Source organism: Nocardioides sp. NPDC023903 (genome assembly GCF_040639295.1).
Taxonomy (GTDB): Bacteria; Actinomycetota; Actinomycetes; order Propionibacteriales; family Nocardioidaceae; genus Nocardioides.
On sequence record NZ_JBEZZS010000034.1, the window covers coordinates 35,632 to 59,124 of the forward strand.

The 23,493-nt window shown below is 68.6% G+C and carries 22 protein-coding genes; 5 read left to right on the top strand and 17 right to left on the bottom strand.

Features of this window, described 5'->3' with window-relative positions; all coding sequences use genetic code 11:
* Window positions 1-31 precede the first annotated feature (31 nt).
* From AB0F44_RS24995 to typA, 11 genes are all read right to left on the bottom strand, one after another.
* Window positions 32-379, bottom strand: coding sequence for a DUF4333 domain-containing protein (locus AB0F44_RS24995; RefSeq protein WP_357359363.1), 348 nt, complete (start codon window positions 377-379; stop codon window positions 32-34).
* A gap of 114 nt (window positions 380-493) precedes the next feature.
* Window positions 494-1,393: an ectoine hydroxylase gene (gene thpD, locus AB0F44_RS25000; protein ID WP_357359364.1), complete on the bottom strand. Its 900-nt coding sequence runs from the start codon at window positions 1,391-1,393 to the stop codon at window positions 494-496.
* Window positions 1,390-1,800, bottom strand: a complete 411-nt coding sequence (locus AB0F44_RS25005; protein ID WP_357359365.1) for an ectoine synthase — start codon at window positions 1,798-1,800, stop codon at window positions 1,390-1,392. Before AB0F44_RS25005 ends, thpD begins: the two co-directional genes overlap by 4 nt.
* 33 nt (window positions 1,801-1,833) lie before the next feature.
* Window positions 1,834-3,681: a diaminobutyrate--2-oxoglutarate transaminase gene (ectB, locus tag AB0F44_RS25010; protein ID WP_357359366.1), complete on the bottom strand. Its 1,848-nt coding sequence runs from the start codon at window positions 3,679-3,681 to the stop codon at window positions 1,834-1,836.
* 117 nt (window positions 3,682-3,798) lie between these two features.
* A complete protein-coding gene (locus tag AB0F44_RS25015) occupies window positions 3,799-4,803 on the bottom strand; it encodes a LacI family DNA-binding transcriptional regulator (protein WP_357359367.1) in 1,005 nt (334 codons plus the stop codon).
* Window positions 4,804-4,816: 13 nt separating this feature from the next.
* Window positions 4,817-6,280, bottom strand: a complete 1,464-nt coding sequence (locus tag AB0F44_RS25020; RefSeq protein ID WP_357359368.1) for a family 1 glycosylhydrolase — start codon at window positions 6,278-6,280, stop codon at window positions 4,817-4,819.
* Complete coding sequence (locus AB0F44_RS25025; RefSeq protein WP_350660925.1) at window positions 6,277-7,107, bottom strand: carbohydrate ABC transporter permease; 831 nt, start codon at window positions 7,105-7,107, stop codon at window positions 6,277-6,279. Before AB0F44_RS25025 ends, AB0F44_RS25020 begins: the two co-directional genes overlap by 4 nt.
* The gene (locus AB0F44_RS25030; protein WP_350660923.1) at window positions 7,104-8,096 is read right to left on the bottom strand and encodes a sugar ABC transporter permease; all 993 of its coding nucleotides are present in this window, start codon (window positions 8,094-8,096) and stop codon (window positions 7,104-7,106) included. The genes AB0F44_RS25025 and AB0F44_RS25030 overlap by 4 nt, the downstream gene beginning before the upstream one ends.
* A 3-nt stretch (window positions 8,097-8,099) precedes the next feature.
* Entirely contained in the window at window positions 8,100-9,392 is a 1,293-nt protein-coding gene (locus tag AB0F44_RS25035; protein ID WP_350660921.1) for an extracellular solute-binding protein, read from the bottom strand.
* A 159-nt stretch (window positions 9,393-9,551) separates the two neighbouring features.
* Window positions 9,552-10,409: a class II fructose-bisphosphate aldolase gene (locus AB0F44_RS25040; RefSeq protein ID WP_357359369.1), complete on the bottom strand. Its 858-nt coding sequence runs from the start codon at window positions 10,407-10,409 to the stop codon at window positions 9,552-9,554.
* A gap of 76 nt (window positions 10,410-10,485) precedes the next feature.
* Complete coding sequence (gene typA, locus AB0F44_RS25045) at window positions 10,486-12,378, bottom strand: translational GTPase TypA (RefSeq protein ID WP_357359370.1); 1,893 nt, start codon at window positions 12,376-12,378, stop codon at window positions 10,486-10,488.
* Window positions 12,379-12,477: 99 nt separating this feature from the next.
* On the opposite strand from typA, the gene AB0F44_RS25050 reads away from it, so the two are divergent.
* The gene (locus AB0F44_RS25050) at window positions 12,478-13,773 is read left to right on the top strand and encodes a M4 family metallopeptidase (RefSeq protein ID WP_357359371.1); all 1,296 of its coding nucleotides are present in this window, start codon (window positions 12,478-12,480) and stop codon (window positions 13,771-13,773) included.
* A 20-nt stretch (window positions 13,774-13,793) separates the two neighbouring features.
* Here the strand turns inward: AB0F44_RS25050 and AB0F44_RS25055 are convergent, their stop codons facing one another.
* Both AB0F44_RS25055 and AB0F44_RS25060 read right to left on the bottom strand, forming a co-directional pair.
* Entirely contained in the window at window positions 13,794-14,483 is a 690-nt protein-coding gene (locus AB0F44_RS25055; RefSeq protein WP_357359372.1) for an amino acid racemase, read from the bottom strand.
* 93 nt (window positions 14,484-14,576) lie between these two features.
* Entirely contained in the window at window positions 14,577-15,320 is a 744-nt protein-coding gene (locus tag AB0F44_RS25060; protein WP_357359373.1) for an SDR family NAD(P)-dependent oxidoreductase, read from the bottom strand.
* A 146-nt stretch (window positions 15,321-15,466) separates the two neighbouring features.
* Here AB0F44_RS25060 and mshA point away from each other — a divergent pair, with 146 nt between their 5' ends.
* Complete coding sequence (gene mshA, locus AB0F44_RS25065; RefSeq protein WP_357359374.1) at window positions 15,467-16,723, top strand: D-inositol-3-phosphate glycosyltransferase; 1,257 nt, start codon at window positions 15,467-15,469, stop codon at window positions 16,721-16,723.
* Window positions 16,720-17,244: a YbjN domain-containing protein gene (locus AB0F44_RS25070; RefSeq protein ID WP_357359375.1), complete on the top strand. Its 525-nt coding sequence runs from the start codon at window positions 16,720-16,722 to the stop codon at window positions 17,242-17,244. The genes mshA and AB0F44_RS25070 overlap by 4 nt, the downstream gene beginning before the upstream one ends.
* On the opposite strand, the gene AB0F44_RS25075 is transcribed toward AB0F44_RS25070, so the two are convergent.
* Both AB0F44_RS25075 and AB0F44_RS25080 read right to left on the bottom strand, forming a co-directional pair.
* Window positions 17,241-18,143, bottom strand: a complete 903-nt coding sequence (locus AB0F44_RS25075) for a DMT family transporter (RefSeq protein WP_355224473.1) — start codon at window positions 18,141-18,143, stop codon at window positions 17,241-17,243. The genes AB0F44_RS25070 and AB0F44_RS25075 overlap by 4 nt on opposite strands.
* A 169-nt stretch (window positions 18,144-18,312) precedes the next feature.
* Window positions 18,313-19,296 carry a helix-turn-helix domain-containing protein gene (locus AB0F44_RS25080; RefSeq protein WP_357359376.1) on the bottom strand — a complete coding sequence of 328 codons (984 nt, stop codon included), beginning with the start codon at window positions 19,294-19,296 and terminating at the stop codon, window positions 18,313-18,315.
* 71 nt (window positions 19,297-19,367) lie between these two features.
* Between AB0F44_RS25080 and AB0F44_RS25085 the strand changes: the two genes are divergently transcribed.
* Window positions 19,368-20,681 (top strand): MFS transporter, encoded by a 1,314-nt coding sequence (locus AB0F44_RS25085; protein ID WP_350660900.1) that lies wholly within the window; start codon window positions 19,368-19,370, stop codon window positions 20,679-20,681.
* 95 nt (window positions 20,682-20,776) lie between these two features.
* On the opposite strand, the gene AB0F44_RS25090 is transcribed toward AB0F44_RS25085, so the two are convergent.
* Window positions 20,777-21,454: a response regulator transcription factor gene (locus tag AB0F44_RS25090; protein WP_008360778.1), complete on the bottom strand. Its 678-nt coding sequence runs from the start codon at window positions 21,452-21,454 to the stop codon at window positions 20,777-20,779.
* Window positions 21,451-22,608, bottom strand: a complete 1,158-nt coding sequence (locus tag AB0F44_RS25095) for an ATP-binding protein (protein WP_350660898.1) — start codon at window positions 22,606-22,608, stop codon at window positions 21,451-21,453. Before AB0F44_RS25095 ends, AB0F44_RS25090 begins: the two co-directional genes overlap by 4 nt.
* Window positions 22,609-22,728: 120 nt before the next feature.
* Here AB0F44_RS25095 and phoU point away from each other — a divergent pair, with 120 nt between their 5' ends.
* A complete protein-coding gene (phoU, locus tag AB0F44_RS25100) occupies window positions 22,729-23,379 on the top strand; it encodes a phosphate signaling complex protein PhoU (protein ID WP_357359377.1) in 651 nt (216 codons plus the stop codon).
* Window positions 23,380-23,493: the final 114 nt, after the last annotated feature.

Below are 23,493 nucleotides of genomic sequence, written 5' to 3' on the forward strand. Positions count from 1 at the left end.
ACAGGCTATCTGCTCAGAGGACTCTGTGGGCTCACTCCGTGGCGTTGGGCGGCACGTCGATCTGGAAGTGGACCCGGCCACCATCGACGTCGTCGACGGTGATGATCGCGTCGTACTTCTCGCCCTCTGAGGTGAGGACGCAGGTCATCTCGGTGCCAACCTTGCCCTCGAGGTCGCCCGGGCAGTCGAGCCCCTCGGGGGTGACGCCGATGGCGTTGGTGAGCTGCTCGGTCGCGATCCGCTCGACCGTCTTCTCCTGCACGTAGTCCTTGCTCGAGCCGCCGCAGGCCGTCAGGGACAGGCCCAGGAACAGGCCCAGCGGCAGCACGAGCAGTGCCGCGCCGGTCTTGGCGCCCGAGAAGGCGCGGGTGCGTGTCATGCGCACAGACTAGGGGTAGGCAAAGACCAGGCAGACGTACGCCGCACCAGCACGCGCGCAACGATGCCGAAGGCCGCCGACCCCGAGGGGGCCGGCGGCCGGGCGGCGGAGCGGTCAGCCCACCGGAGTGAAGTCGCGCGCCCCGATGAACGTGGGCCGCGGACTCGGGGCCGAGAACGGCTCGACCGCGGTGTTCTCCACGCTGTTGAACACCAGGAAGACGTTCGATCGCGGGTAGGGCGTGATGTTGCCGTTGGACCCGTGCATGCAGTTGCAGTCGAACATGACCGCGCTCCCTGCGGCTCCGGCGAGCACGTCGATCCCGTAGGTGTCGGCCATCTTCGTGATGGTCTCCTGGTCCGGGGTGCCCGCGCCCTGCATCACCAGCGAGGACTTGTAGTTGTCCTCAGGAGTGGCGCCGCCGCACGAGACGTACGTCCGGTGCGTGCCGGGCATGATCATCAGCGGCCCGTTGAAGGAGTGGTTGTCGGTCAACGAGATCGAGATGCTGACGGTCCGCATCCGGGGCAGGCCGTCCTCGGCGTGCCAGGTCTCGAAGTCGGAGTGCCAGTAGAAGTCACCGCCGCCGAAGCCGGGTTTGAAGTTGATCCGGCTCTGGTGGATGTAGACGTCCGAGCCCAGGACCTGCCGGGCCCGGCCGACCACGCGCGGGTCGGCCGCCAGCCGGGCGATGATGTCGCTGGTCCGGTGCACCTCGAAGATCGAGCGCACCTCCTGCGAGGCGGGTTCGATGATGGTGCGCTCGTCGGCCCGGGTCTCGGGGTCGTTGCTGAGCCGGTGCAGCTCGGCACGCAGGTCCGTGACCTCCTCGGGAGTGACGAGATCGGGGATGGTCAGGTAGCCGCGCTCGTCGTAGGAGTCGAGCGCCGGCTGGTCCATCGGCCCGTCGGCCGCGGTGCCCCAGACGACCTGGTCCTGGCGGGGGAGCGTGGAGAAGCCCTCTTCGAGACGGGTGGGGTACACGTCCTCGACGTGTTCGATTGCAGCGGTCATGCAGTTACCTCCTCGGTCAGGAGCGGGTAGACGCCGTTCTCGTCGTGCACCTCGCGGCCGGTGACCGGCGGGTTGAAGGTGCAGATCAGGCGCAGGTCGGTCTTGGCGGTGACGGTGTGCTTGTCGTGCTTGTCGAGCAGGTAGCACATCCCGTCGCGGATCTCGTACGTCTCTCCGGTCTCGCGGTCGAGGAGCTCGCCCTCGCCGCCGACGCAGTAGACGCACTCGATGTGGTTGGCGTACCAGAACTCGTTCGTCGTCCCGGCGGGGATGTTGGTCTCGTGGAAGGAGAAGCCGACGCCCTCGCGGGCCAGCACGATCCGGCGGCTGCGCCAGGTGCCGTGCTCGGACTCGACGCGTACGTCTCGGTCCGTGTCGTCGAGGTCTTCCAGATAGGTGACGCGCATGTTCTCTCGTTTCAGCTGTCGGGGGAGGTCAGGTCAGGCCGGGACACCGTCGCCGAGGACGGACGCGGTGGCCTCCTCGACGATGGCGAGACCGCGGGCGAGCTCCTCAGAGGTGATGGTCAGCGGCGGCATCGTCTTGAGCACCTCGTCCTCCGGTCCGGAGGTCTCGACCAGCAGGCCCCGCTCGTACGCCGCCGTCGCGATCTTCCCGGCCGCGCTGATGTCCGGGAAGGCGATGCCGGTCAGCAGGCCGCGACCGCGGACGGTCGCACCCTCGTACCGCTCGGCGATCTTCGTCAGCCCCGCACGCAGCTCGGCGGCCTTCGCCTGGACGTCCTTCTGGAAGGATTCGTCCGCCCAGTACGTCTCCAACGCGGCCCTGCCGGTGACGAAGGCGAGGTTGTGACCGCGGAAGGTGCCGTTGTGCTCGCCGGGCTCGAACTGGTCCAGGTCGGGCCGGATCAGGGTCAGCGCCATCGGCAGGCCGAATCCGGAGATCGACTTCGACAGGCAGACGATGTCGGGGGAGAACCCGGCCTCCTCGAAGCTGAAGAAGGTGCCGGTACGCCCGCAGCCGGCCTGCACGTCGTCGACGATCAGGATGATGTCGTACTCGCGACACAGGTCCGAGAGCGCCTTGAGCCACTCCAGCCGGGCGGCGTTGAGGCCGCCCTCGCCCTGAACGGACTCCACGATGATCGCGGCCGGCTTGTCGACGCCGGATCCGCTGTCCTGGAGCACCCGCTCCAGCCACATGAAGTCGTCGACGGCACCGTTGAAGTAGTCGTCGTACGGGATCTTCGAGCTGTTGGTCAGCGGGATGCCTGCGCCCTTGCGCTTCATCGAGTTGCCGGTCACGGCCAGCGAGCCGAGCGTCATCCCGTGGAACGCGTTGGTGAAGGACAGCACGTGCTGGCGTCCGGTCACCTTGCGGGCCAGCTTGAGAGCCGCCTCGACGGAGTTGGTCCCGGTCGGACCGGGGAACATCACCTTGTAGTCGAGGTTGCGCGGTTCGAGGATCAGGTCCGAGAAGGCCTGCAGGAAGTCCCGCTTCGCGCTGGTGTGCATGTCCAGCGAGTGCAGGATGCGGCCCTCGCGCAGGTAGTCGAGCAACGGATCCAGCAGCGCGGGGTTGTTGTGCCCGTAGTTGAGCGCGCCGGCTCCGGCGAAGAAGTCCAGGTACTCGGTCCCGTCCTCACTGGTGACGGTCGCGCCCTGGGAGTGGGTCATCACAGCGGGCCAGCTGCGGCAGTAGCTGCGGACCTGCGACTCGAGGGAGTCGAAGATCGCGGTGTCGCCATCGGGCCGGGGAGTCTCGGCAGTGGCGGGTTCGGTGGTCGTAGTCATGGACATGACACCTCCGTGATCGGGTCGTGCGGGTGGAAACGGGCCGATGCGGAACAACAGCTCCGCGTCGTGCCCGTCGGGGAACATCGCGGCTTCGAAGAGCGGTGTGCGCTCGATCGGTGCGCCGCGTGCGTTCGCGAACGAGGTGAACAGCGCGATGGAGGCGCTGTTGTCCGCGGTGATGGTCGTCTCCAGGTGGCGTACGCCCTGGTCAGCCGAGAGACGGTCGACGAGCTCGTCGAGCATGCGGCGGGCCAGGCCCTGGCCGCGGTGCGCCTCGTCGACGGCGACCTGCCAGATCATCAGGGTCTCCGGCTCGTCCGGACGGAGATAACCGGTGACGAATCCTCCTGGATCGTCATCGACGGTCGCGATGAGCGACGTCTCTGCGAAGTCGCGCGCCCACAGCAGGTAGGCATACGAGGCGTTGACGTCGAGTACCCGAGATTTCGTAGCCATCCGCCACAGGTGCTGACCGTCCTCGAGGTCCGGTGAGCGGAAGTCGACTCGGGAAGCCGACTTCAGGCGGGGCACGCTGCCAGTCGAGTTGCGATGTGGCATCGCCCCAGGACGCTAACAGCCTTGCGGCAGGCATGCCCGGATCGCGTCCGCACTCCGATATGCGGGCGGACGAATGGCGCGTCGGTCAGGTCACGCAGACGTACGCCGCACCAGCTCGGGCGCGAAGACGACGCGCCGCGGGATGGTGGTGGTGCCGTCGAGCTGAGCGAGGAGGAGCCGGGCGGCCTCCTCGGCCATGTCGCCTATCGGGTTCTTGACCGTGGTGAGCGGGGGAGTGGTGCGCTCGGCGATGCCGAGATCGTCATAGCCGACGACCGCGATGTCGTCGGGGACACGGCGGCCCGCGCGGCCGAGGGTGCGAAGCGCACCCGCGGCCATCAGGTCGGAGGCGACCATGAGGCCGTCGATGTCGGGATGGCTGCCCAGCAGGATCTCGCAGGCGGCCTCGCCACCGTCCTCGGTGAAGTCACCCTCGACGACCGCGTCGGCTGCGAGACCGGCGGCGTCCAGAGCGGCCCGCCAGCCGGCGACGCGGTCGGCGCCCGCACTCATGTCGGCGGGGCCCGTGATGGTGCCGATCCGGCGGCAGCCGCGGTCGATGAGCACCTGGGTGACCTCGCGGGCGCCGGCGAAGTTGTCGGTGTCGGCGTAGGAGACCCGATGGGCGCCGGTCCACGGGCGGCCGACGAAGGCCGCCGGCAGACCGAGGTCGGCGACGTGGTCGGCGAGCAGGTCGCTGCGGTGCGAGGAGACGACGATGGCGCCGTCGATGTGTCCACCGCGCAGGTAGCGCAGCATCCGGTCCTCCTCCTCGCCCGGACGCGCGATCAGCAGGACCACCTGCAGGTCGCGGGACGAGAGGGCCCGGGTGACGATGCGCAGCGTACGGGCGAAGAACGGATCGGCGAAGACCCGCTCGTCGGCCTCGGGGATGACCATCGCGACCGAGTCGGTACGCCGGGTCACCAGCGAACGCGCCGCCGGGTTGGGGGTGTAGCCGAGTGTGCGGACCGCCTCGGCGACGGCCTCGGAGGCCTTCGCCGAGACGCGCGAGCCGCCGTTGATCGCGCGCGACGCGGTCGCCCGGCTGACACCTGCCAACCGGGCGACATCGTCGAGCGTTGCCGAACTCATGCGAGCAGCGACATCAGCGTGCCGGCACTCGGTTGTGGGCGGCGACATCGGCGAACCAGAGGCCGCTGTCCTTCGGCGTACGCACCTGGGTCTCGAAGTCCACGTGCACGATCCCGAACCGGTGCGCGTAGCCGTAGCTCCACTCGAAGTTGTCGAGCATCGACCAGGCGAAGTAGCCGCGTACGTCCGCACCCTGCTCCATCGCATCGAGGGTCGCGCGCAGGTGCGTGTCGATGTAGTCGAGTCGGGCGGTGTCGTGCACGGCGCCATCCTCCACCACATCATCGTAGTAAGCCCCGTTCTCGGTGATGTAGATGGGCGGGGCACCGTACTCACCGCTGAGCCGGGTCAGCAGCCGGGTCAGCCAGACCGGGTCGATCTCCCAGTCGCGCGCGGTCGTGGCGCGGCCGGTGCGCGGGGTGACGAACTCGGCGCCAGGGTAGGGGTTCCCCCGCGGCAGGTCGGAGTGCACGAGCCGGCTGCCCAGCACCTGGTCGGGGTCGATCTCGAACGGCTCCGCCGCGATGGCGTTGCCGAAGTAGAAGTTGACCCCGAGCACGTCGAGCGGCGCGGAGATGACCTCCAGGTCGCCCTCGAGCACCCAGTCCTGCCACGGACGGCCCTGGAAGGTCAGGCCCTCGGTGTCCGCGGCCAGGTCGTCGGCGTACTTGCCCCGGAACAGCGGGTCGAGGAAGACCCGGTTGTGCAGACCGTCGATCCGCCGGGTCATGTCGACGTCCTCGGGACGGTCGGCGTCGTAGGGGTCGACGACCGTCGGGTTGAGGGTGATGCCGAGGGACTTCCCGTTCTCCGGCGTCGCGCCGCGGGCGCGCAGTTCGTTGATCACGAGGCCGTGCCCGAGCATGAGGTGGTGAGCCGCGACGATGCCGGCCACACCCTCCTGGCGACCCGGCGCGTGCTGGCCACCGGAGTAGCCGAGGAACGCCGAGCACCACGGCTCGTTCAGCGTCGTCCAGTTGTCGACGCGGTCGGAGAGCGCGTCGTAGACGGTGGTGGAGTACTCCACGAACCGGTAGGCGGTGTCACGGCTGGTCCAGCCGCCCTGGTCCTCCAGCGCCTGCGGGAGGTCCCAGTGGTAGAGCGTGATCCACGGCGCGATCTCGGCCTCGAGCAGCTCGTCGACGAGACGGCTGTAGAAGTCGAGCCCTGCCTGGTTGACCTTCCCGCCATCGGGCCGGATCCGCGGCCACGCCGTCGAGAACCGGTACGACGCCAGGTTGAGGCGCTTCATCAGCGCGACGTCCTCGGGCACCCGGTGGTAGTGGTCGCAGGCCACCTCGCCGGTGTCGCCGTTGAGGATCGCCCCAGGAACCTTGGTGAAGGTGTCCCAGTTGCTGGGCGTACGTCCGTCCTCGTCGATGGCTCCCTCGATCTGGTAGGAAGCGGTCGCCGCGCCCCAGAGGAAGTCCTGGGGGAACGTACGTTCGGCGCGGGCTGGGTTTGTCGAGAGATTCATCCCTTGACGGCTCCTTGCATGATGCCGGACACCAGGTGGCGGCCGGTGGCGATGAACAACAGAAGTAGGGGCACGGTCGCGAGGATCGTTCCGGCCTGGACCAGGGCCATGTCGGCATGCCCCTGACCGGGGGCGACCTTCAGTGCGTCGAGCGCGGTCTGCAGGGTCTGGACGTCGGACCCCTGCAGCACGATCAGCGGCCACATGAAGTCGGTCCACACCTGCATGAAGGTGAACAGGCCGAGGATCGCCATCGCCGGTCTCGCTGCGGGGATGGCGACGGTCCAGAACGTACGGATCATGGACGCGCCGTCGACGCGGGCCGCGTCGATGAGCTCGTCGGGGATCGCGTCGACGAGGTACTGCCTCATGAAGAAGACACCGAACGCGGTCACCACCCACGGCAGGATCACGGCGGCGTGGGTGCCGGTGAGGCCGAGGTTGGAGAACTGCTTGAGCATCGGCACCAGGGCCAGCTGGGTCGGCACCGCCAGGGTGGCGACGACGAAGATCATCCCCGCGTTGGAACCGCGGAAGCGGAGCTTGGCGAAGGAGTAGCCGGCCAGGGTCGAGAAGAGCACGACCGAGGCCGCCGAGATCCCGGAGATGATGATCGAGTTGAGCAGCGCCGACCAGAAGTCGATCCGGTCGAAGACCCGGGCGGCGTTCTCGAAGAAGTGCCCTCCCGGGACCAGCGGCGGCGGCGACTGGATCGCCCGATGCCGGGTGACCGATCCGATCACGAACGACCAGTACAGCGGGAACGCCGAGCCCAGCAGAAAGGCCGTGAGCAGGCCGTAAACGAGGAATCCGGGACGTCTGCTCATCTGAGGTTCCTCCGTTGTACGGCCCGGGTGACCAGGAAGTTGACCAGGGCGATCCCCACGATGATCAGGAACAGCACCCAGGCGGCGGCGGCCGCACGTGGATAGGGGTTGGTCGTGGTCTGGGCGGTGTTGAAGACGTACATCGTCAAGGTCGTGTACTGGAAGTCGGAGCCGCCCTGGAACCGAAGGTTGGTGTCGAAGATCCGGGGCTCGGTGAAGATCTGCAGGCCACCGATGGTCGAGGTGACGATGACGAAGATCATCGTCGGCCGGATCGAGGGCAGCGTGACGTGGAAGAACTGCTTCACCTTGGAGGCGCCGTCGATCTCGGCCGCCTCGTAGAGGTCCCGCGGGATCGCCTGCATGGCGGCGAGGATGATCAGCGCGTTGTAGCCCGTCCAGCGCCAGTTGACCATGGTCGCGATCGCGGTCCAGCTCGCGAACCGGTCGGCGTGCCACGGCACCTTGTCGAAGCCGAAGCCGTCGAGCGTCTGGTTGATCAGGCCCGTGCCGTCGGCGAAGATCGCGCCGAAGATCATCGCGGACGCCGCAGGAGCGACCACGAAGGGCAGCAGGATGCTCATCCGCCACAGGGTGCGGCCCCGGAGCCGGGTGTCGAGCAGGGCGGCGAGGATCGTCGCCACCATGATCTGTGGCACCGAGGAGAGCAGGAAGATCCCAAGGGTGTTCCAGAAGGCCTTGCGGAAGACCGAGTCACCGAGGACGTGGGCGTAGTTGTCCCAGCCGACCCACGGGCCGACCTCGGACCCATAGGCGGGCCAGGAGAAGAAGGACAGGTAGCCGGTGTAGAGCATCGGGTAGAGCCCGATGAGGAGGAACACGAGGAAGAACGGCGCGACGTACAGGTAGGGCGAGAACTTGAAGTCCCACCGGGAGAGCCGGTTACGCCACGCCTGGCGGCGGGGTGCTGCCCCGGTCGAGGGCGCCGGGGTGGCGTTCTCGACCGGGGCAGAGGTGGTGGTCGGCATGGATCAGGACATTCCTTCGACGCCCTCGACGAAGGTCGCCCACGACTTCTCGGGGTCGGTGCCCTCGTCCACACGTCGGATCGCCTGCTGGAAGAGGCCCAGGATGTCGGAGTACTTGTCACCCTTGAACGGGACACCCGCCGGCACGGCCTCCGCGCGGCTGGCGAGGATCTGCGAGGTGGGGGCGTTGTTGAAGTAGGGGTCAGTGGCGTTCTCGTCGGCCAGGACCGTCTGCGCCTCCAGGTTGGCCGGGAAGTTGCCGGCCACCTTCGACGCGGCCACCTGGGACTCGGCGGTGGTCAGGTAGTTGGCGAACTCCTTGGCCTCGTCCTGGTGCTCCGACTGCGCCGGGACGGCGAGGTAAGAGCCACCCCAGTTGCCGCCGCCGCCCGGGAAGGCGTCGACGATGTCCCAGCCCTTCACCTCAGGAGCGGAGTCCTTGATGTTGGCGAACATCCATCCGGGGCAGGGGATGGTGGCGAAGCCGTCGTTGGTGAAGTTGGCCGTCCAGTCCTCGCCCCACTGCTCGACCTTCGTCGACTGGGTGGGGGCGTACTGCGCGACCGTGTCGTAGACCTCCCGGAGCTCCGGGTTGTCGACGTCGATCTTCTGGTCCTTGGTCTGGAAGGGGTACTCGACCTGGTTGAGCATCGCCTGGGCGATCGCGCCGCTGGAGTCGTACCAGGCCGTCTTCGGCATCTTCTTCTTGAACTGCTCGCCGGTGGCGAAGTAGGTGTCCCAGTCCTTGAAGAGCTCCTTCACGGCCTCGCGGTCGCTCGGGAGGCCGGCCTTCTCGAAGAGGTCTGCGCGGTAGCAGAACGCCTCGGGACCGGCGTCGGTCGGGTAGCCGATCTGCTTGCCGTCGGCGGTCTGGCCCTCGAGGTACTTCGACTCCATCCAGCGGCTGTCGAGCTCCTTGTCGGTGAGATCGACGAACTGCTCGGAGGCGCCTTCGGCGACGAGCGCGGGCATCATGTCGCCCTCGATGCCGACGATGTCGGTGAGACCTTCGCCGGACTGCAGGCCGGTGGTGAGGCTCTGCTTCCAGGTGTCCCACTCGGCAACGACGGTCTGCTTGACCTTGAAGGGGCGGTCAGGGTCGGCGTTCCACTGCTCGATGAGGTCGCCGTAGCCGAACTCGCTGAAGGTCGTGATGGTCAGGGTGTCGTCCTTGCCGAGCTTGGCCTGCTCGCCGGTGTCGTCGCTGCCGCCGCAGGCCCCGACGAGGCCAGCGACGAGAGTGGCGACCGCGCCAGCGGCTAGACCGCGGCGCCAGGACTTGGAGATCTTGGACACGGGGTGCTCCTGCACGTCTGTGTGGGGAGTGAGAGCGCTTCCACTCTCGGGACTACGGAGAGTGTGAGTGTGCTCACATGGCTGTGTCAAGAGGCCCGGAGGTAACGATTTCGTGTGGTGTGGGAGCGCTTCCACCAAACTGGGGAAACGGAGCGTCGGTCAGGCCGAGATGACGGTGAGCAGGCGAGCCGTCTCGGCGGCCATCGCGTCGCGGCCGGCACCGAGGTAGCGGCGCTGGTCGACCAGGGTCGGGTCGGCTTCGAGGGTCTCGCGGACCGCGGCGGTGAAGGCCTTGTTGAGCTGGGTGGCGACGTTGATCTTCGTCATCCCCGCCGCGATGGCGGCTCGGAGGCCTTCATCGCTCACGCCGGAAGAGCCGTGCAGGACCAGAGGGACGTCGACGACGCGGCGGATCTCCGCGATCAGCGCCTCGTCCAGGGCCGCGTCCCGGGTGGTCATCTTGTGGCTCGAGCCGACCGCGACCGCGAGGGCGTCGACGCCGGTGCTGGCGACGAATGCGGCCGCCTCGGCCGGGTCGGTGCGTACGCCGGGCGCGTGGACGCCATCATCTCGACAAGCTCGATACATCGCCTTGCCGCCGACCTCGCCGAGCTCGGCCTCGACGTGGGCGCCACGGTCGTGGCAGCGGCGGGCGACGGCGGCGGTGCGGGCGAGGTTGTCCTCGTAGGGGAGCTGGGAGGCGTCGTACATCACCGAGGAGAAGCCGAGGTCGACCGCGATCCCGACCAGACGCTCGTCGGTCGCGTGGTCCAGATGGAGCGAGATCGGCATCGTCGATCCGGACGCGACCGCGATCGCGGCCTGGGCCAGCGGCGCCAGGCCGCCGTGGTAGCGCACCGCGTTCTCGCTGATCTGCACGATCACCGGCCGGTTCGCGCTCTCGGCTCCGGTGGCGATCGCCTCGACGGTCTCCAGGTTGATCGCGTTGAAGGCGGCGACGCCGTGGCGCTTCTCATAGGCCGAGCTGATCAGCGAGGCGGTGGTCGTGAGGGTCATGGTCGAAGTCTCGCAGCCGGCCGACGACGAGAACGGCCGCCGACCCAGGAGGGTCGGCGGCCGTCACAGAAGTCGGTCAGGACTTGTTGGCCTTGCGGGCGCGCGAGGCGATCTTGCCCCGGTCGTTCTGGTCGAGGACGACCTTGCGGATGCGGACCATGTCGGGGGTGACCTCGACGCACTCGTCCTCGCGGCAGAACTCCAGGCACTGCTCGAGCGAGAGCTTCTTCGGCGGGATGAGCTTCTCGAAGTTGTCGGAGGTGGCGGAGCGGACGTTGGTCTGCTGCTTCTCCTTGGTGATGTTGACGTCCATGTCGTCGGCGCGGGAGTTCTCGCCGACGATCATGCCCTCGTAGACCTCGGTGGCCGGCTCGACGAACATGACGCCGCGCTCCTGCAGCGAGGTCATCGCGTAGGCCGTGGCTGCACCAGAGCGGTCGGCGACGAGCGAGCCGTTGTTGCGCGAGCGGATCTCACCGGCCCAGCGGTCGTAGCCCTCGGAGATGTGGTGGGCGATGCCGGTGCCGCGGGTCTCGGTGAGGAACTCGGTGCGGAAGCCGATCAGGCCACGCGCCGGCACGATGAACTCCATGCGCACCCAGCCGGTGCCGTGGTTGGTCATGCCCTCCATGCGGCCCTTGCGGTTGGCGAGCAGCTCGGTGATGGAGCCGAGGTGCTCCTCCGGAGCGTCGATGGTCAGGCGCTCGTACGGCTCGTGGATCTTGCCGTCGACCTCCTTGGTGACCACCTGCGGCTTGCCGACGGTCAGCTCATAGCCCTCGCGGCGCATCTGCTCGACCAGGATCGCCAGCGCCAGCTCACCGCGGCCCTGGACCTCCCAGGCGTCGGGACGCTCGGTGTTGAGGATCTTCAGCGACACGTTGCCGATGAGCTCCTGGTCAAGGCGGTCCTTGACCAGACGCGCGGTGACCTTCGAACCCTTCACCTTGCCGACCAGCGGCGAGGTGTTGGTGCCGATCGTCATCGAGATGGCGGGCTCGTCGACGTGGATGAGCGGCAGCGCGACCGGGTTCTCCGGGTCGGCGAGCGTCTCACCGATGGTGATCTCCGGGATGCCGGCGATGGCGACGATGTCACCGGGGCCGGCGATCTCGCCCGGCTTGCGCTCGAGGCCCTCGGTGATGAGCAGCTCGGTGATGCGTACGTTCTTGACCTCGCCGTCGCGTCGCATCCAGGCGACGTTCTGGCCCTTCTTCAGGGTGCCCTGGTGGATGCGGACCAGCGCGAGGCGGCCGAGGAACGGGCTCGCGTCGAGGTTGGTGACGTGGGCCTGGAGAGGCGCACCCTCGACGTAGGTCGGAGCCGGGATGGTGTCCATGATCGTCTGGAACAGCGGCTCGAGATCCTTGGAGTCGGGCAGCTCGCCGTTGCCGGGCTGCTCGAGCGACGCGACGCCGGCCTTGCCCGAGGCGTAGATCACCGGGAAGTCGAGCGCGTCCTGGCTGTGGGAGTCGTCGAGCAGGTCCATGAAGAGCTCGTACGTCTCGTCGACGACCTCCTCGATGCGCGCGTCGGGGCGGTCGACCTTGTTGACCACCAGCACGACCGGCATGTCGGCGTTGAGCGCCTTGCGCAGCACGAACCGGGTCTGGGGGAGCGGGCCCTCGGAGGCGTCCACCAGCAGCACGATCCCGTCGACCATCGACAGGCCGCGCTCGACCTCACCACCGAAGTCGGCGTGGCCGGGGGTGTCGATGATGTTGATCGTCATCCCCTCGGGAGCGCTCGGCCCGGAGTAGTGGATGGCGGTGTTCTTCGCGAGGATGGTGATGCCCTTCTCGCGCTCGAGCTCACCGGAGTCCATGACTCGGTCGGCGACCGATTCGGCCTCGTGCTCGGTGAAGGTGCCTGCCTGACGCAGCATGGCGTCGACCAGCGTGGTCTTGCCGTGGTCGACGTGCGCAACGATGGCGACGTTGCGGAGATTGGCCTTGAGGATCTCGGACATGTGCGAAGCGGCTCGATTTCTGGGGCGGGACGGGACGTCTGATCTTATCCGCCGCGACCTCCTTGACCCGCATCCGGAGATGACGGTTGGCTGAGGCCCATGACTTCTCGGAAACACGTCTGCCAGATCGTGCCCCCGTATCTCATGCAGCGGCTCAACGCCGGCCGCCTCGACCAGGACAACGCATTTCGTGCCGCTCGGGCGGAGCACCTGACCAGGGTTCTCGCCCAGCGCCCGGCCCCTGAAGCGGGCGAGACCACCGCCGAGGCGGGGGACTGGACGGTCTACACCGCGAACAACGGCACCGACCTGCCCGGAGAGAAGGTCCGCGCCGCGGGTGACCCGGAGTCGGGCGACGAGAGCGTCGACGAGGCCGCGACCGGCATCACCGCCTCGCTGGCGCTCTTCGAGGAGGTCTACGGCCGCGACTCCTACGACGGCCGGGGCATCGAGGTCGTGATGACCGTCCACTACGACCGCGACTACGCCAACGCCTTCTGGGACGGCACCCAGCTGGTCTTCGGCGACGGCGACGGCGAGATCTTCCAGCGGTTCACCAAGGCCGTCGACGTGATCGGTCACGAGCTCTCCCACGCGGTCACCGAGCACACCGCCGGGCTCGTCTACCAGGGCCAGCCCGGCGCGCTCAACGAGTCGATGTCGGACGTGTTCGGCTCCTGCCTCAAGCAGCGTCTTCTCGGCCAGAGCGCCGACGAGGCCGACTGGATCATCGGCGAGGGCCTCTTCACCGAGTCGGTACAGGGCGTCGGGCTGCGGAACATGCTCGAGCCCGGGACCGCCTACGACGACCCGAATCTGGGCAAGGACCCGCAGCCGGCCCACATGGACGACATCTACGACGGCACCGACGACAACGGCGGCGTCCACATCAACTCCGGCATCCCCAACCGCGCCTTCGCCCTCGCCGCCAAGGCGATCGGCGGCAGCTCGTGGGACGGCGCCGGCAAGATCTGGTACGCGGCGCTGACCAGCGGCGCCGTCACCACCGACACCGACTTCGCCGGGTTCGCCGCGGCCACCATCGCCGAGGCCGGTGACCAGGCCGAGGCGGTCACCACCGCTTGGTCCGAGGTCGGGGTCGCCCCGGCGTCCGGGATGCCCGCGCCCGACGGCGAGGTGCCGACCGTGGTGAGGGTACGCCGCAGCGGCGGCTTCCTGGGACGTACCAAGGAGGGGGTCGCGGAGCTCTCGCCGTCGGCCGCCCACGCGGCCGCCCTGCGCGACCTGGTCGGAGGCGACGTCACTCCTTCGAAGCCGAAGGGTGCCGACCGCTACATCTACGAGTTCGAGGTCGACGGCCGGACCGTCGTCGTGCACGAGGGCGACATGAGCCCCGAGCTGCGCGCTGTCGCCAACGAGCTGCTCGAGAGCTGACCGGCTTTAGACGGCTGGCCTCAGGGGAGGGCGCGGTCGAGCGCGGCCTCGACGTGCACGGTGATGGCGTCGAGGATCGGTACGTCGACGTCGCTGGGCCGCACCAGGAGGCTGAGCTCGGAGGCGCCGAGGATCACACCGTCGGAGCCCGCGTCCCACAGCTCGTGGACGACCTCGAGGACCCGCTTGCGCGAGCCCGAGACGACGTTCCGGTGGACGAGCTCCTCGTAGATGATCGAGTCGAGCATCTCCACGTGGAGGGTGTCGGGCAGGTTCACGTCGACGCCGTGGTCGGAGATGCGCTGGGCGAAGAAGTCGTTCTCCACGGTGTAGCGCGAGGCGAGGAACCCGGCCTTGGTGATGCCGAGCTCCTTGGCCTTCGAGGCGAGCTCGTCGGCCAGGTGCAGCACGGGTACGTCGACCGCGGCCGCGACCTCGTCGTAGACCTTGTGGAAGGTGGTGGTGCACAGCAGGATGAAGTCGGCCCCGCCGGCCACCACGCTGCGCGCCGCGGCGATCAGGATCTCGGCGACCTGGTCCCAGGACTCCTTCTCCTGCAGTGCCGTCAGCTCGGCCAGGTCGACGGAGGCCAGCACGATCTTGGCGGAGTGGAGACCGCCCAGCCGCTCCTGGACACCCTTGTTGAGTCCCTCGTAGTACGCGGCGGTGCTTTCCCAGCTCATGCCGCCGATGAGTCCGATCGTCTGCACGTCATCGAGTGTGACACCGTCGGCTGTCGCGTACTGAATCCTCGGCGTCGCTCTGACCTGGACTAGACCAGGTCAGAGGCCGGATCGCGGCGGTCAGCCCTCGCGGTGCACCTTGTGCGGGGCGGCCTGGGCGCGCGGCTTGATGACCAGCTCGTCGATGTTGACGTGAGCCGGACGGGTCGCCATCCAGACGATGGCGTCGGCGATGTCCTCGGCCACGAGCGGGTCAGCGACGCCCTGGTAGACGGCGTCGGCCGCCGCCTGGTCGCCCCCGAGACGTACGAGCGAGAACTCCTCGGTCTGGACCATGCCCGGGGCGATCTCCATGATCCGCACCGGCTTGTCGACGATCTCCAGGCGCAGCGCCTCGGTGACCGCGCGGGTGCCGAACTTGGCCGCGTTGTAGCCCGCGCCGCCCTCGTAGGCGCGCCGGCCGGCGATCGAGCCGACATTGACGACCGCGCCCGCCCCCGAGGCGACCAGGGCGGGGAGCAGCGCCTTGGTCACGCGGGTCAGGCCGATCACGTTGACCTCGAACATCGCCTGCCACTTGGTCAGGTCGGCCTCGGCGACCTTGTCCACGCCGAAGGCGCCGCCGGCGTTGTTGACCAGCAGGTCGAGACGGTCGCCGACCGCCTCGACGAGCGCGGCGACGGAGTCGTCGGAGGTGACGTCGGTCGCGATCGCGGTGCCACCGATCTCCTCGGCCAGGGCCTCGATCCGATCGGCCCGGCGAGCGGCGAGGAAGACGTGGTAGCCCTCCTTGGCGAGCTGGCGGGCGGTGGCGGCGCCGATCCCGCTCGAGGCGCCGGTGACGACAGCATTCTTGGACGACATGGCCCCATTCTCTCGTCGCTCGCTCGACTTTGCCCACCGGGTCCCACGATCGAAGACGGTTCAAACCGGTTCATGCGGCCGGGAATGATGAGCGGGATCCGAGTGTTGAGAGACGGGACCACAGGCGTATACACAAAGGGGCAGGAATGATCCACCGCGTAGCGATGGTCAGTCTGCACACCTCTCCACTCGACCAGCCCGGCACCGGCGACGCCGGCGGCATGAACGTCTACGTGCTCGAGCTCTCCCGGCGGCTGGCCACCCAGGGCATCGCGGTCGACATCTTCACGCGCGCGACCTCGTCGCGCCTGCCGCAGGTCGTGGAGGCGTACGACGGGGTTGCTGTCCATCACGTCCACGCTGGTCCGTTCGAGGGACTGGCGAAGGGTGACCTTCCCGGGCAGCTGTGCACGTTCGCGCGTGAGGTGCTCCGCGCGGAGGCGTCCAACCCGCCGGGCTACTTCGACGCCGTGCACTCCCACTACTGGCTCTCGGGCCAGGTCGGGGCGCTCTCCCGCGACCGTTGGGGCGTGCCGCTGGTCCACTCGATGCACACGATGGCCAAGGTCAAGAACGAGGCGCTCGCCGAGGGCGACTGTCCCGAGCCCGAAGCCCGGGTGATCGGGGAGGAGCAGGTCGTCGATGCCGCCGACATGCTGATCGCCAACACCGACCTCGAGGCCAAGCAGCTGATCAACATGTACGACGCGGAGCCGGGTCGCGTCGCCGTCGTGCATCCCGGGGTCGACCTGCGGGTCTTCCGTCCGCGCGGGCGAGCCGCGGCGCGTGCCGCGCTCGGGCTCCCGGCCCGGGCTCACGTGCTCCTCTTCGCCGGTCGCATCCAGCCGCTCAAGGCTCCCGACGTACTCCTGCGGGCGGCCGCGGTCATGCTCGCGCGTGACCCGTCGCTGCGCCGCAACCTCGTCGTCCCGATCGTCGGCGGTCCCTCCGGCTCCGGTCTGGAGCACCCGACCGTGCTGGTCGATCTCGCCGCTGAGCTGGGGATATCCGATGTCGTCCGGTTCGTCCCGCCGGTGCGCCAAGACCAGCTCGCGCTCTGGTACTCCGCCGCCTCCGTCGTCGCCGTTCCCTCCTACAACGAGTCGTTCGGCCTGGTCGCCGTCGAGGCCCAGGCCTGCGGAACACCCGTCGTCGCCGCCGCGGTCGGCGGTCTGACCACCGCCGTGCATCATGGACGCAGCGGTCTCCTGGTCGATGGGCACGACCCGGCGCAGTGGGCCGACGCGCTCACCAACGCCATCGCCTCCCACTCGCGCTGGTCAGCTCTGGCCGACGGCGCCCGCGAACACGCCCAGGACTTCTCCTGGGATCTCACCGCACGCAATACGCTCGAGGTCTACGAAGAGGCCAAGATGCTGATGCGTGAGGAGCTGACGGCGTGACTGATTCGCGAACCGACCACGAAGAGGTCGTACGCGGCTGGCTGAAGTCCAACGACCTGACCTGGGACGAGACGTCCCAGCCGGGCGGCGAGGTGGTCTTCTCGTTCTCGCTCCCGGGCGAGCGCAAGCTGCAGACGCCGGTCCGGCTCGACCTGGGGCAGCACGCCCTCGGCGTCCATGCCTTTGTCTGCCGCCGTCCCGACGAGAACCACGAGACCGTCTACCGCTGGCTGCTCGAGCGCAACCTGCGGCTCTACGGGGTCTCGTTCGGGCTGGACCGGCTCGGCGACATCTACCTCGACGGCCGGCTGCCGCTGGCGATGGTCGACCCCGACGAGCTCGACCGGCTGCTCGGCTCGGTCCTGACGTACGCGGACGAGTCCTTCAACACCATCCTCGAGCTCGGCTTCGCCTCCTCGATCCGCAAGGAGTGGGAGTGGCGCAAGCTGCGCGGTGAGTCGACCGCCAACCTCGAAGCCTTCCGGGGCTGGCTCGAGCGGGACGAAGACCCGAAGGACTAGCGCGGCTGGCGCCGGGTGATCAGCACACCCGCGATGCACATCGCGCCACCGATGAAGGCGAGCGCGGGCGGCACCTCGTCGAGCACCAGCCACGCCATCAGCGCGGTGATGAACGGCACCAGGAACGTCGACTGCGCGAACTTGCCGGCATCGGAGTGGGACAGGGCGTAAGCCCAGGTCACGAAGGCCAGGGCGCTCGGGAAGAGGCCGAGGTAGACGATCCAGCCGATGTTACCGACGCTGATGTCGGGGAGCGTGGTGGCCAGCTCGAACGACCAGGGCAGGCAGATGACGAGGCCGGCGATGGCGTACCAGAACGTCAGCAGCAGCGCGCTCATCGTCGGCAGCAGCTTCTTCTGGGTCAGGACGCCGACCGCGAAGGTGAGCGCCGCGACGACCGAGAGAGCGACGCCGATCCAGTCGCCGGTGTCACCGTTGGCCGAGGCGCGGCCGATGACGACGACCCCTGCGAAGCCGACACCGGTGCCGATCAGGATCCACCGGTGGATCGTCTCCTTGAGCACGAGGCCCGCCAGCAGCGCCACCACGATGGGGCCGACCTGCACGATCAGCGCCGCCGTCGCCGCGTCGATCCGACGCTCGGACTCGTTGAGCGCCAGGTTGTAGACGCCCAGCCACGACGCACCGCCCAGCGCGATCAGCGGCCACTCCTTCCGGGTCGGCAGCCGGAACCCGCCCTTCAGCGCGAGGTAGGCGCCGAGCGCCGCGACCATCACCACGAGTCGGCCCAGCGACAGGCTTCCCGGAGGCACGGTGTCGCCCAGATGACGGATCCCCACGAACGCCGATGCCCACAGGACCAGCGTGATTCCACAAGCGATCAGTGGCTTCCAGATCGGCGTGGTCTCGGCGGGTGCGGGGCTAATCGTCGTCGTCACGATAAAAGAGTAAAGATCCGCGTCCCGGAGCGCGAGCGGATATCAGCCATCGATGTTCGACATCCCGCCAACTAGCCCCTGCCGAGTCTGTAGTTGTGGGCGACGAAGCTCTACTTTCGTCGCGCACAACTACAGACTCGGCCGCCAAAAGTGCGGATTCGGCTGGGGGTCAGCCGCGGAAGGTGCGGCGGTACGCGGTGGGGGTGATGCCGAGGGCGGCGTGGAAGTGGAGGCGGAGGGACTGGGCGGTGTTGAGGCCGCAGCGGGCGGCGACCTGCTCCATCGAGAGGTCGGTCGTCTCCAGGAGGGTGCGGGCGAGCTCGATGCGCTGGCGCTGCAGCCAGCGGCCGGGGGAGTCGCCGGTCTCGTCGCGGAATCGCCTGGTGAAGGTGCGTACCGACATCGAGACCTGGGTCGCCATCGCCTCCAGAGTGAGGGGCTGGTCGAGGTGGGCGAGGGCCCAGGCGGTCGCGGCGGAGATGCCGGTGTCGCCGGGGGCGGGTGCGTGGTGCCGGATGAACTGCGCCTGCCCGCCGTCGCGGTGGGGAGGTACGACCGTCACGCGGGCGACGCGGTTGGCGACCGCGGCGCCGTGGTCGCTGCGTACGACATGCAGGCAGAGGTCCAGGCCGGAGGCCACGCCGGCGGAGGTGAGGATGTCGCCGTCGTCGACGAAGAGTACGTCAGGGTCCAGCTTGACCTGCGGAAACAGGGCGCGGAAGTCGTCGGTGTATGACCAGTGGGTGGTCGCTGGACGACCATCGAGGAGACCGGCGGCGGCGAGCGCGAAGGCGCCGGTGCAGATCGACATGACCCGGGTGCCGGGGCGGATCAGGTCGAGCGCCTCCTTCAACGGCGCCGACAGCACTCCGTCCGAGACCGTCGGGTAGTCGAGGCCGAACTTCGGGATCACCACGGTGTCCGCTTCGGCGAGCGCCTCGGGTCCGTGCGGCGCGAGGAGGACGACGTCCGAGTCGGACTGCACCGGTCCGGGGCCGCCGGTGGTGCAGGTGACGACCTCGTAGAGCAGGCGGTCCTCGCTGTCGCGGGCCCTGCCGAAGATCCGGTGCGGGATGCCGATCTCGAACGGGATGAACCCGTCCTGGATCAGCACCGCAACTCGATGCGGAGAAGCCACCCAAACATCACTCATGGCTGGATCTTACCGATAGATGTCAATCAGGCCACTGTCTGGAGCGGTCCGAACGCGGAAGGATCATCCCCATGACCCAGACGACGACCCCGCCGCCTGCCGGCAGCGCAGCCGCGCGCCGCCCCCGCATCCACCCGGCCTGGTGGGTGGCCGCCATCGCCTTCGTGACCATCGTCGGCGCCGCCGCTTTCACCGCGGCGCCGGGCCTTCTGGTCGGCCCGCTGCACGAGGAGTTCGGCTGGTCGCGCGGCACGATCGGCGTCGGGATCACGCTGCAGCTCGCGCTCTACGGCCTGACCGCGCCGTTCGCCGCCGCCCTGATGGACCGCTTCGGGATCCGTCCGGTGGTCGCCGTCGCGCTCACCATGATCACCCTCGGCTCCCTCGGCACCGTCTGGATGAGCCAGTCGTGGCAGTTCGTCCTCGGCTGGGGAGTCCTCGTCGGCGGAGGCAGCGGCTGCATGGCGCTCGCCTTCGGCGCGACGATCACCACCCGCTGGTTCGACAAGCGGCAGGGCCTGGTCAGCGGTCTGCTGACCGCCGGCGGTGCCTCGGGACAGCTGATCTTCCTGCCGGTGCTCGCGGTGCTGATCGGGGAGCTCGGCTGGCGGGCCGCCTCGGTCACGATCGCCCTGGTCGCCGCCGCGGTGATCCCGTTCGTGTTGCTGCTGCTCCGCGATTACCCGGCGGACATCGGCCTGGCGCCCTACGGTGCCTCGAAGATCGTGCCGCGCCCCGCGCCCGCGACCGGCGCCGCGCTGCGGACCGTGCGCGTGCTCGGGATGGCGATGCGTACGAAGGCCTTCTGGCTCCTCGCCGGCGCCTTCGCGATCTGCGGGATCACCACGAACGGGCTGATCAGGACCCACTTCGTGCCCGCCGCGCACGACCACGGGATGGCCACGGTCGCGGCCGCCTCGCTGCTTGCCGTGATCGGCATCTTCGACGTCGCCGGGACGATCTTCTCCGGCTGGCTCACCGACCGCTTCAACCCGGTCGTGCTGCTCGGTGTCTACTACTCGCTGCGCGGGATCTCGCTGATCTTCCTGCCGATGCTGCTCTCGTCCGAGGTGCACCTGCCGATGGTGTTCTTCATCGTCTTCTACGGCCTCGACTGGGTCGCCACCGTGCCGCCCACGCTCGCGCTGTGCCGCGAGATCTGGCCCGAGGATGCCCCGATCGTCTTCGGCTGGGTCCTCGCCTCCCACCAGGTCGGGGCCGGCCTGGTCGCCTGGGTCGGCGGCGTCGTACGCGACGTCACCGGCTCCTACGACCTGGTCTGGTACGCAGCCGGCGCGCTGTGCGCCGCCGCCGCGTTGATGTCGCTGGTGATGCCGCGCGGCACGTTGGATGCTCACCGAGGTGACTCGGTCGAGGCTCACTGACTTCGCGGAGTTCCACGAAGGAAGCGACCGCTCACCGAGTTACCCTTCGACAGGCTCAGGACATCGCCTCGGTGAGCGGTCGCGCATGCCGCACCTCAGAGGTCGAGCTTGTAACCCAGACCGCGGACGGTGACCAGGAACTTCGGCTCGGACGGGTCCGGCTCGAGCTTGGCGCGCAGGCGCTTGACGTGGACGTCGAGGGTCTTGGTGTCGCCGACGTAGTCGGAGCCCCAGACGCGGTCGATGAGCTGGCCTCGGGTGAGGACGCGTCCGGGGTTGCGCAGGAACATCTCCAGGAGCTCGAACTCCTTGAGCGGCAGGCGCTGCTCGTTGCCGTCCACGGTCACGACGTGGCGCTCCACGTCCATCCGGACGGGCCCGGCCTCGAGCGTCGCCGGGGCTGCGTCGGGCTCGGTGCCTCGCCGGAGGACGGCGCGGATCCGGGCGACGAGCTCGCGGGGGGAGTAGGGCTTGGTGACGTAGTCGTCGGCGCCGAGCTCGAGGCCGACGACCTTGTCGACCTCGTCGTCCTTGGCGGTCACCATGATGACCGGGACCGACGAGGTGGCCCGGATCTGCCGGCACACCTCGGTGCCGGAGAGACCGGGAAGCATCAGATCGAGCAGCACGATGTCTGCGCCGTTGCGGTCGAACTCCTTCAGAGCGTCGGTGCCGTCCTCGGCGACGGCGACCTCGAAGCCCTCCTTGCGGAGCATGTAGGACAGTGCCTCGCTGTAGCTGGCTTCATCTTCGACGACGAGTACCCGGGTCACGGGCGTTCCTCCTTGCTTGTGCCGGACTGCCCGGCAGTTGGTAGGTGCTGGGGCAGGGTGAGGGTGAAGGTGGAACCCTGACCCTCCTGCGACCAGACCTTGACCTCGCCACCATGCGTAGCGGCGACGTGCTTGACGATCGACAGGCCGAGCCCGGTGCCGCCGGTGGAGCGGTGGCGGGCCGGGTCGACGCGGTAGAAGCGCTCGAAGATCCGGTCGATCTCCGTGGACGGGATCCCGATGCCCTGGTCGACGACGGAGATCTCGACGGAGCCGTCGGTCGCGCGGGTCGAGACGGTCACGGTCGAGCCGGGGTCGGAGTAGGCGACCGCGTTGGAGACCAGGTTGGTGACCGCGGTCGAGACCTGTTCGTCGTTGCCGAAGACGTGCAGCCCGGCGGTGCCGGCGCTGACCACGTTGATGCCCTTGGCGTCGGCGTCGACCGTCGAGGCGTCGACGGCGGCCGCGATGACCTTGTCGACATCGACTGCGATCGGTGCTTCCAGGGGCTCGTCGCCCTGGAGCCGGGAGAGCTCGATGATCTGCTGGACGAGCGCGGTCAGGCGCTCGGACTCGGTGATCATCCGGTTGGAGAAGCGGCGTACGGCCTCGGGGTCGTCGGAGGCCTCGGTGACCGCGTCGGCGAGGACTCTTATCGCGCCGACCGGCGTCTTGAGCTCGTGGCTGACGTTGGCGACGAAGTCGCGGCGTACGGCCTCCACGCGGCGCTCGCGGGTGCGGTCCTCGACCAGGGCGAGGGCCAGGCGCGTGCCGAGGGGAGCGACGCGGGCGGTGACGTGCCGGGTCGCGCCGTTGGCGCGCGAGATCACCAGCTCGGTCTCTCGGATCTGACCGTCACGGCGCACACCGTGGACGAGCTCGGAGAGCTCGGGCGAGACCAGCGAGGTGCCGCGCACCAGGCCCAGGGCGTACGCCGGGGCGCTGGCCTTGAGCACCGTGTCGTGCTCGTCGACGACGACTGCGCTGCTGCGCAGGACCGAGAGGACCGCGGCCACTTCGGAGGGAACCTTCGGGGGCTCGACCTCGGGGATCCGGTTGCGGGAACGCTCGCTCATCGCCCACGCAAGCACCGCCGCTCCGGCGACGACAGCGCCGAGGAGCGCAGCAAGAAAGGCCTGCGTCGTCGAGTCCACACGATCAGGGTAAGCCCATCAAACACCCTTTCTTCACCACTGGACGTCTCCGCGCCGAACGTTCACCGTCGGTTCACTCGGGATGAAGATCAGTACATGTCGTGTGTCTAGGATCGGCTCATGCGCGCTGCTTTCCATGAGGACCTCGATGCCATCTTCACCGATCTCACCAATGTCTGTGAGCTGGTGTCGGTGGCCGTACGCGACGCCACCATCGCTCTCCTCGAGGCCCGCAACGACCTCGCCGAGCAGGTGATCGACAAGGATGTCGAGATCGACGACGCCCGCGAGCGCATCGAGGAGAACGCCCTCGAGCTGCTCGGTCTCCAGTCACCGGTCGCCGGCGACCTCCGCGTCGTCGTCGCCGCGCTGCGGATGATCTCCGACCTCGAGCGGATGGGCGATCTCTCCGTCCACGTCGCCAAGATCGCCAGGCTGCGTACGCCGAACAAGGCCGTCCCCGAGCTGGCCCAGCCGACCATCGCCAAGATGGCCGAGATCGCCCAGCAGATGGTCGAGCGCACGTGCGAGATCCTCCGCACCCGCGACATCTCGGCCGCCCAGGACCTCGTCGCCGACGACGACGAGATGGACCAGCTGCGACGCAAGTCCTTCGCCGAGCTGCTGGGCCAGGACTGGACCCACGGTGTCGAGCCCGCCGTCGACGTGGCCCTCCTGGGTCGCTACTACGAGCGCATCGCCGACCACGCCGTCACGGTCGCCAACCGGGTCGTCTTCGTCGTGACCGGCGAGACCCCCGCCGACTCCTGACCCGCCGAGCCGGCTCCTTCTGACCGAAAAACCCGCCGAGTCGGCTCGTCAAGACGAGCTACCACCACACCCAGCCGTGGCCGCCCGAGCGCTCCTCATCGGATCGCATTCGCG

Bases quoted from the DNA above. Each gene is read 5' to 3' on its own strand.
- AB0F44_RS25060 (WP_357359373.1), bottom strand. From the start codon at position 15,320: ATGTCGTCCAAGAATGCTGTCGTCACCGGCGCCTCGAGCGGGATCGGC.
- typA (WP_357359370.1), bottom strand. From the start codon at position 12,378: ATGTCCGAGATCCTCAAGGCCAATCTCCGCAACGTCGCCATCGTTGCG.
- AB0F44_RS25020 (WP_357359368.1), bottom strand. From the start codon at position 6,280: ATGAATCTCTCGACAAACCCAGCCCGCGCCGAACGTACGTTCCCCCAG.
- AB0F44_RS25085 (WP_350660900.1), top strand. From the start codon at position 19,368: ATGACCCAGACGACGACCCCGCCGCCTGCCGGCAGCGCAGCCGCGCGC.
- AB0F44_RS25040 (WP_357359369.1), bottom strand. From the start codon at position 10,409: ATGACCCTCACGACCACCGCCTCGCTGATCAGCTCGGCCTATGAGAAG.
- AB0F44_RS25030 (WP_350660923.1), bottom strand. From the start codon at position 8,096: ATGCCGACCACCACCTCTGCCCCGGTCGAGAACGCCACCCCGGCGCCC.
- AB0F44_RS25025 (WP_350660925.1), bottom strand. From the start codon at position 7,107: ATGAGCAGACGTCCCGGATTCCTCGTTTACGGCCTGCTCACGGCCTTT.
- AB0F44_RS25050 (WP_357359371.1), top strand. From the start codon at position 12,478: ATGACTTCTCGGAAACACGTCTGCCAGATCGTGCCCCCGTATCTCATG.
- thpD (WP_357359364.1), bottom strand. From the start codon at position 1,393: ATGACCGCTGCAATCGAACACGTCGAGGACGTGTACCCCACCCGTCTC.
- AB0F44_RS25080 (WP_357359376.1), bottom strand. From the start codon at position 19,296: ATGAGTGATGTTTGGGTGGCTTCTCCGCATCGAGTTGCGGTGCTGATC.
- phoU (WP_357359377.1), top strand. From the start codon at position 22,729: ATGCGCGCTGCTTTCCATGAGGACCTCGATGCCATCTTCACCGATCTC.
- mshA (WP_357359374.1), top strand. From the start codon at position 15,467: ATGATCCACCGCGTAGCGATGGTCAGTCTGCACACCTCTCCACTCGAC.
- AB0F44_RS25005 (WP_357359365.1), bottom strand. From the start codon at position 1,800: ATGCGCGTCACCTATCTGGAAGACCTCGACGACACGGACCGAGACGTA.
- AB0F44_RS24995 (WP_357359363.1), bottom strand. From the start codon at position 379: ATGACACGCACCCGCGCCTTCTCGGGCGCCAAGACCGGCGCGGCACTG.
- AB0F44_RS25015 (WP_357359367.1), bottom strand. From the start codon at position 4,803: ATGAGTTCGGCAACGCTCGACGATGTCGCCCGGTTGGCAGGTGTCAGC.